The sequence below is a fragment of the Salinivibrio sp. MA427 genome, from assembly GCF_001996115.1.
Taxonomy (GTDB): domain Bacteria; phylum Pseudomonadota; class Gammaproteobacteria; order Enterobacterales; family Vibrionaceae; genus Salinivibrio; species Salinivibrio costicola.
This window is the reverse complement of record NZ_MUFH01000151.1, coordinates 1-6,103: the sequence shown is the minus strand read 5'-3', so window position 1 is coordinate 6,103 and position 6,103 is coordinate 1. Positions and strand designations below refer to the sequence as shown.

Below are 6,103 nucleotides of genomic sequence, written 5' to 3'. Positions count from 1 at the left end.
CAATCAACAAGATTCTTTCTGCGGTGGCGATGTATAAAGGATTGCACCGCAATATTTACTACGTTGCACTGGCCCGCATGATCCTCGGGATGGGCAACTTTATTATTCCTTTCCTCGTGTTGTTGTTTACCGATAAGCTCGGCTACTCCGCGTCGCTGGCGGGTTCATTGGCGATGAGTATTACTGGCTTGTACCTGCTGGGGAGTTTTATTGGTGGCAAGCTTTCTGATTGGGTAGGTCATAAAAACACTATGGTGGCGGGGGAATGTGTCGGCGCTATCTTGCTGCTGATATGTGGGTTTGCACCCGATTCCCCTGTGATGGTGCCGGCGTTATTATTCGCCGCTTACTTTTTTATCGGTGTAGCGTTGCCGGCCAGTAATGCATTGGTGGCCGATTTATCTCACGCAGGCAATCGCGATGCGGTGATGTCGCTTAGTTACCTTGCCTATAACTTGGGTTCAGCGATTGGCCCCATCTTAGCGGGCTATTTGTTTTGGCAGCACACTGAGTGGATTTTCTTTGGTAACGGGCTTGCCGTCTTGGTGGGTATTCTTGTGGTGGCCTTTTTGGTCAACGTGACCGAGCAAGCCGTCCCCGAGTCTGAGTCTGACCTTGAGCGCGCGGTAGAAGGCAGTGTGTGGTCGGTGCTTAAATCACGTCCTTATCTCATTGTGTTCACTTTGTTTTGTGGCATGCTTTGGTTTGCATTGAATCAAATGACAATGGCTAGCCCGCTTTATTTGAGTCATTTATTTGGCCAAGAAGGGCCCGTGCGTTTTGGTCAATTGATGACGTATGCGTGCGTGTTGGTGGTGATCATCACGCCGCTATTGCTACGTGCCACATCTGGACACACCGAGACCATGGCGTTGGCCTATGCAGGGCTCTTGTTTGTGTTGGGTTATGGTCTTGTGATGTTGTCACCTACGATCCCCGTTCACTTTTTAGCGTGGTTTTTCCTTTCCGCTGGCGAGGTGTTGGTCCTCACCAAAGAGGGCGTGTATCTTGCCAACAACTCACCGGCGAGTCATCGCGGTCGTATTCAAGGGGTATTGATCACGTTGCGTAGCTTATTGCTGATGCCAAGCTTTGTATTGATTGGCTATGTCATCGACACGTTCGGTTATTCGGTGACTTGGTCGCTTGTTATCGCTATGGCTGTGTGTGCCAGCATCGGTATGCTTTTATTGTCGATGCGTAAGAAAACGCGCCTTGCAGCCACGTCGTAATAACCGCCCCTACATGAATGTAAGAAAACGATGAATATTGGTATTTATGTGTATGAGCACGCAGAGGTGCTCGATTTTGCCGGACCTTTTGAAGTGTTTAGCACTGCAAAACGTTTGGGCGCGGACAGTTGGCAGATTGGACGTCTGTACGGGGGCGTTCATACTGGCAGAGGCCGGACTACTCGATGGTCGAAAGGTGATCACGCATTGGGAAGACATGGACGACCTCAGCCGCGCTTATCCGCCATTAAGCGTGGTATCAGAAAAGCGCTGGGTGAGAGATGGAAAATATCTTACCTCCGCGGGCATATCTGCGGGTATTGATATGAGTTTGCAGCTGGTGGCTGATCTGCACAGCGAGGACTTAGCCCAGCGCGTGGCCAAGCAAATGGATTACCACTGGCAGCGAAACGAGTAATATGCAGTCTGGATAAGGTACGTAGCGCGATAATAATCAATGTATGCGCTGATAAAATAGGAATAGGAACATGTTCCCAGCAACATGGCGGTCTGAACGCCTATGTTTTAGTGCGTTTGAGTACAGTGATGCAAAGCGCGTTAAAGCACTGTTTGAGCAAAATCAGCATCTGCAATATCAAGATCCCACGTTTAAGCCTTGGTCGTTATCCACCTATCAATCATTGATTGCCGACAGTGCGGAGAAAAAGGCGCCTGATGTGGAAGACGCCTTTTATCTTCGTCGCATTCAAACCCATGACGGTAAAGATATCGGCTATCTGCAAATCTCGCTCAATGCGCCGGATACACAGAGTGTTTGGCTGCCCATGCTCACTATTTCTCCAAGATATCAAAAGCATGGCTATGGCAGCGAAGCGGTTGCGAGTGTGATTGAAACCGTGCAAGCTTATGGAGACTATCGACGCATGGGTGTGAATGTTTACGCCGAAAACATTCGCGCGTTTCGATTCTGGTATCAGCAAGGGTTTTGTCGTATTACCCATTTTGAACCCGAGCAAGATGAAGGACGAGATTACCACTGTTTGGTGCTCTATCGAGACCTTATGTCGTGAACAGCGCATGTCTTTTCGGGAATCGACAAGATTACGTCGCTTGAGCCATGTTATGGAAGGAATTAGGTAAACGAATGATGAAAAATAAATCAGTCAACCGAGTGCGATTTAAGCGAGCCGCGATGGGGGTCGCGTTTGCACTAGGCGTGATGAGCCTGGTGCCTGGGCAGGTGTACGCTGCTAACACCACACACGCTGAAGTACAGCGCGAATCCGGTCTGTATCTACAAGATTTTGATCGTTCGGTTCGTCCACAAGATGACTTGTTCCGTCACGTGAACGGTACTTGGTATGACCAAACCCAAATCCCCAATGATATGTCCAGCTATGGTGCGTTCCGTATCTTGGCTGAAGAGAATGAAAAGCGTCTGAAAGGCATCATTGATGAGCTGGTGGCGCGTGATGATCTCAAGCCTGGCTCCAATGAGCAAAAGCTGCGTGATTTTTATCTTAGCTATATGGACCAAGATAAAATCGATGCCCTAGGGGTGACGCCAATCAAACCTGAGCTCGATCGTATTGCGGCGATTTCCTCGAAGCCTGCGTTGATTTATGCGATGGCCGATTTGCGACAAATTGGTGTTGGGATCCCGTTTAGTTTTTATGCGTGGGCCGATGCGAAAAACCCTGACTATAACGCTCTGTATCTGAGCCAAAGCGGGTTGGGCTTGCCGGATAGAGACTACTATTTTCGCGACACCGAGGACGCTGAGCGTATCCGCACCGCTTACAAACGCTATCTCGAAGATATGCTGCGCTTAGCGGGCTACGATCAGGTCAAACAACGCGCGGATAGAATTTATCAGCTGGAAAAAACACTGGCAGAGCACCATTGGACACGCGCTAAACGCCGTGACGCGCAAGCCACCTATAACAAAATGCCCATTGAGGCTCTCAACCAGTTGATGGGTGAGTTTGATTATGCACGCTTTGCCAAACGCGCGGGTATCGATAAAGCCGATGAGGTTGTGGTGCGCATGCCGTCTTATTTTGAGGCGCTAGGGCAGGTGTTTGAGCAAACCAGTCTGCAAGCGTGGCAAGATTATCTAACTATTCGTACGCTCAATGCGTTTGCACCGCGCCTAAATCATGAGTTGGTTGAACGTCAATTTGCGTTCTATTCCAAAACCCTCAACGGTATTCCTGAGCAGCGTGACCGCTGGAAGCGCGGCGTGCAAGCCACCGAAGGGGTATTGGGTGAAGCGCTTGGCCAAGAATATGTCGCGCGTTATTTCCCGCCAGAAGCCAAAGCGCGTATGGAAACCTTGATTGATAACTTGCGTGCCGCGTTTAAAGACTCGATTGAGTCCTTAGCCTGGATGAGCGATGAAACCAAAGCGAAAGCATTGGATAAGCTGAGTAAATTCACGCCTAAAATCGGCTATCCAGAGCAATGGGAAGATTACAGCGCGCTGACCATCAACGCCGATGACTTGGTTGGCAACAGCAAACGTGCCGCACGCTGGGGCTATCAAGATATGCTGTCGCGGATTGGTGCACCGGTTGATCGCAAAGAGTGGGGCATGACCCCGCAAACGGTCAACGCTTATTACAGCCCAACTGCCAACGAGATAGTGTTCCCCGCCGGGATCTTACAACCACCATTTTTTGATATGAATGCGGATGACGCCGTGAACTATGGCGGTATCGGTGCGGTGATTGGTCATGAAATGGGACACGGTTTTGATGATCAGGGCTCGCGTTATGATGGCGATGGCAACCTATCCAATTGGTGGACGGATGAGGACCGGGCGCGCTTCGATGCACGCACCCAAAAGCTGGCTGAGCAATTTAGCCAGTTTGAGCCATTGCCGGACTTGTTCATTGACGGCAAAGTGTCTTTGGGTGAGAACATTGGTGATTTAGTCGGCTTGACCACCGCCTTCCGCGCCTATCAAAAATCGTTGCACGGTGAACCGTCTCCAGTGATGGACGGGTATACCGGCGAGCAGCGATTCTTCCTCAGCTGGGGGCAGATTTGGAAAATGAAGATGCGTGAAGATGCTCTGCGTGAGCGCGTGTCGCTGGGTCCGCATGCGCCACCGCAATATCGCGTGCTTGGTGCGCCGCGCAATGTGCCTGCGTTCTATGAAGCCTTTGATATTAAGGAAGGTGATGGCATGTATTTACCCGAAGATCAGCGGGTGAATATCTGGTAATCTCGGATGCCGCCGCAAGGGCGGCATTTTTTGCGATAGATGTTGGTACTGTCCGTCGCGCGAACCGATGCAAGGAGGCTCCAAGTGCTAAGCACGCCAAGAACGAGACTGGTTTTACTTCCCCCAGAAAAAGCCGACATGATGGCGCAGTTTTATCAACGAAATCGTGCTCACCTTTCCCCATGGGAGCCCATACGTCCTGCCGCATTTTATCGCGAAGACTATTGGCATAGCGCGCTGCAAGAAGCGAACGATTTGTTTCAACAGCAACAAGCCTTCAAGTTTGTGATTTTGCATCATGAACGGGACGATGTGATAGGGGTGTGCAATTTTACTAATGTCATTCACGGCGCCTTTAAAGCGTGCCTGTTAGGTTATGCCGCTGACAAGCATTATCAAGGGCAGGGCTACATGCACGAAGCCATCCAAGCAGGCATCCGTTTTGTATTTGATCAGGTTGGGTTGCACCGTGTGATGGCCAACTATATTCCGGACAACACGCGCAGTGAGCGGCTACTTACCAAGCTGGGGTTTGAGCGCGAAGGCTATGCTCGCCGTTACCTAAAAATCAATGGCCGCTGGCAAGATCATGTCCTCACCGCCAAACTCAATCCTGCAATGGAAGAGTGAGTCGTGGAATCGCCAGTCGGACATTCCGTTTTATCCATTTRACTGTCAGGAGAAAAAATGAGTCAGTTTACCGAGTACAAAGTCGTTCATATTGTTGAAGGTGGTTGCGGCACCTTATTGCTGGGCTCAAGTGGCTTGCCGTTGCAACGCCTCGAAGCCGAACTCAATCAATACGCACAAGATGGTTGGCAGGTTGTTTTTCAAGTGATTGAAAAGAAACGTTATATGCTATTTTGGCAACGTGAAGCTGTGATTGTCACCCTAGGTCGCTAATGCTCAAGTATTTGTCGCTTACTTTAATCCATCGTTACCAAGCTAAAGGTGGATCAAAGAAACGGTTCAATATTGCGTGTAATTTCGAGCCGAGCTGCTCGGAGTACACGCGCCAAGCGATCGAAAAGTACGGCGCACTTCGCGGCTGGCAACTCGGATTGGCGCGCATTCGTCGTTGTAATGATCCCGATGCAGTAGAAATAATTCACGATGAGGTGCCTTAGATGCGGATAACGCAACCATGGCAAGAGCTGGAAACACAGGAAGCCTTGCTGCGTGATCAAGTGAATGGCTTAACCCCAAGCCAGAAAAAACGCTATTTTGCCGAGCAAACCAGACAACTGAAAGATCCAGACACCTATGCGGTACTCAATTGGGCTTTCTTAGGGGGATTCCATCATCTTTACTTGCGAAAGTACCGGTTGTTTATCGTAGAATGTACGTTATTGGTAATCGCCATTATTGGCTTAGTGATGAGCCAGCCGTATTTCGCTTTGATTTTGGTTGGTTTAGTGCTATTTGAATTACCACAGCTTTTTTTGGCCCAGAAAATTGCCAGGCAGTACAACTACCATGTATCACGCTCAATTTATGAACACGTCCGCCACGGTGATTAATCCATGAAGCGCCGTCGGATCCGTAAACGCCACCAGCATCAATTCTTTTTATGCCAGAAGACATATCGTCGCGCCTTAATTGATTTAATTGAAGCAGATCCTATGAGGATGCGAGCATTACGATGTGTTCAGTCTCTCAATTTGCCTCAGTGCTATATCGC

The 6,103-nt window shown here is 49.6% G+C and carries 7 protein-coding genes and 1 pseudogene; all 8 read left to right on the top strand.

The window, feature by feature from the left end; genetic code table 11:
• The first annotated feature begins 2 nt into the window (after positions 1-2).
• The 8 genes and pseudogenes from BZG79_RS10285 to BZG79_RS10250 all read left to right on the top strand — a co-directional run bounded on the left by BZG79_RS10285 (position 3) and on the right by BZG79_RS10250 (position 5,942).
• Positions 3-1,232, top strand: coding sequence for an MFS transporter (locus BZG79_RS10285; RefSeq protein WP_242414159.1), 1,230 nt, complete (start codon positions 3-5; stop codon positions 1,230-1,232).
• Positions 1,233-1,262: 30 nt separating this feature from the next.
• A pseudogene (locus BZG79_RS10280) lies at positions 1,263-1,650 on the top strand (DJ-1/PfpI family protein).
• Between the two features lie 70 nt (positions 1,651-1,720).
• Entirely contained in the window at positions 1,721-2,263 is a 543-nt protein-coding gene (locus BZG79_RS10275) for a GNAT family N-acetyltransferase (RefSeq protein WP_077774327.1), read from the top strand.
• 74 nt (positions 2,264-2,337) lie between these two features.
• Positions 2,338-4,422 (top strand): M13 family metallopeptidase, encoded by a 2,085-nt coding sequence (locus BZG79_RS10270; protein WP_199877717.1) that lies wholly within the window; start codon positions 2,338-2,340, stop codon positions 4,420-4,422.
• Between the two features lie 84 nt (positions 4,423-4,506).
• Positions 4,507-5,052, top strand: coding sequence for a ribosomal protein S5-alanine N-acetyltransferase (gene rimJ, locus BZG79_RS10265; RefSeq protein ID WP_242414158.1), 546 nt, complete (start codon positions 4,507-4,509; stop codon positions 5,050-5,052).
• Between the two features lie 57 nt (positions 5,053-5,109).
• The gene (locus tag BZG79_RS10260; RefSeq protein WP_069362674.1) at positions 5,110-5,325 is read left to right on the top strand and encodes a DUF4177 domain-containing protein; all 216 of its coding nucleotides are present in this window, start codon (positions 5,110-5,112) and stop codon (positions 5,323-5,325) included.
• A complete protein-coding gene (gene yidD / locus BZG79_RS10255) occupies positions 5,325-5,549 on the top strand; it encodes a membrane protein insertion efficiency factor YidD (RefSeq protein ID WP_077461263.1) in 225 nt (74 codons plus the stop codon). The genes BZG79_RS10260 and yidD overlap by 1 nt, the downstream gene beginning before the upstream one ends.
• Positions 5,550-5,942, top strand: a complete 393-nt coding sequence (locus tag BZG79_RS10250) for a hypothetical protein (protein WP_077461264.1) — start codon at positions 5,550-5,552, stop codon at positions 5,940-5,942.
• The last annotated feature ends 161 nt before the right edge of the window (positions 5,943-6,103 follow it).

Bases quoted from the DNA above. Each gene is read 5' to 3' on its own strand.
- BZG79_RS10275 (WP_077774327.1), top strand. From the start codon at position 1,721: ATGTTCCCAGCAACATGGCGGTCTGAACGCCTATGTTTTAGTGCGTTT.
- BZG79_RS10270 (WP_199877717.1), top strand. From the start codon at position 2,338: ATGATGAAAAATAAATCAGTCAACCGAGTGCGATTTAAGCGAGCCGCG.
- BZG79_RS10260 (WP_069362674.1), top strand. From the start codon at position 5,110: ATGAGTCAGTTTACCGAGTACAAAGTCGTTCATATTGTTGAAGGTGGT.
- yidD (WP_077461263.1), top strand. From the start codon at position 5,325: ATGCTCAAGTATTTGTCGCTTACTTTAATCCATCGTTACCAAGCTAAA.
- BZG79_RS10250 (WP_077461264.1), top strand. From the start codon at position 5,550: ATGCGGATAACGCAACCATGGCAAGAGCTGGAAACACAGGAAGCCTTG.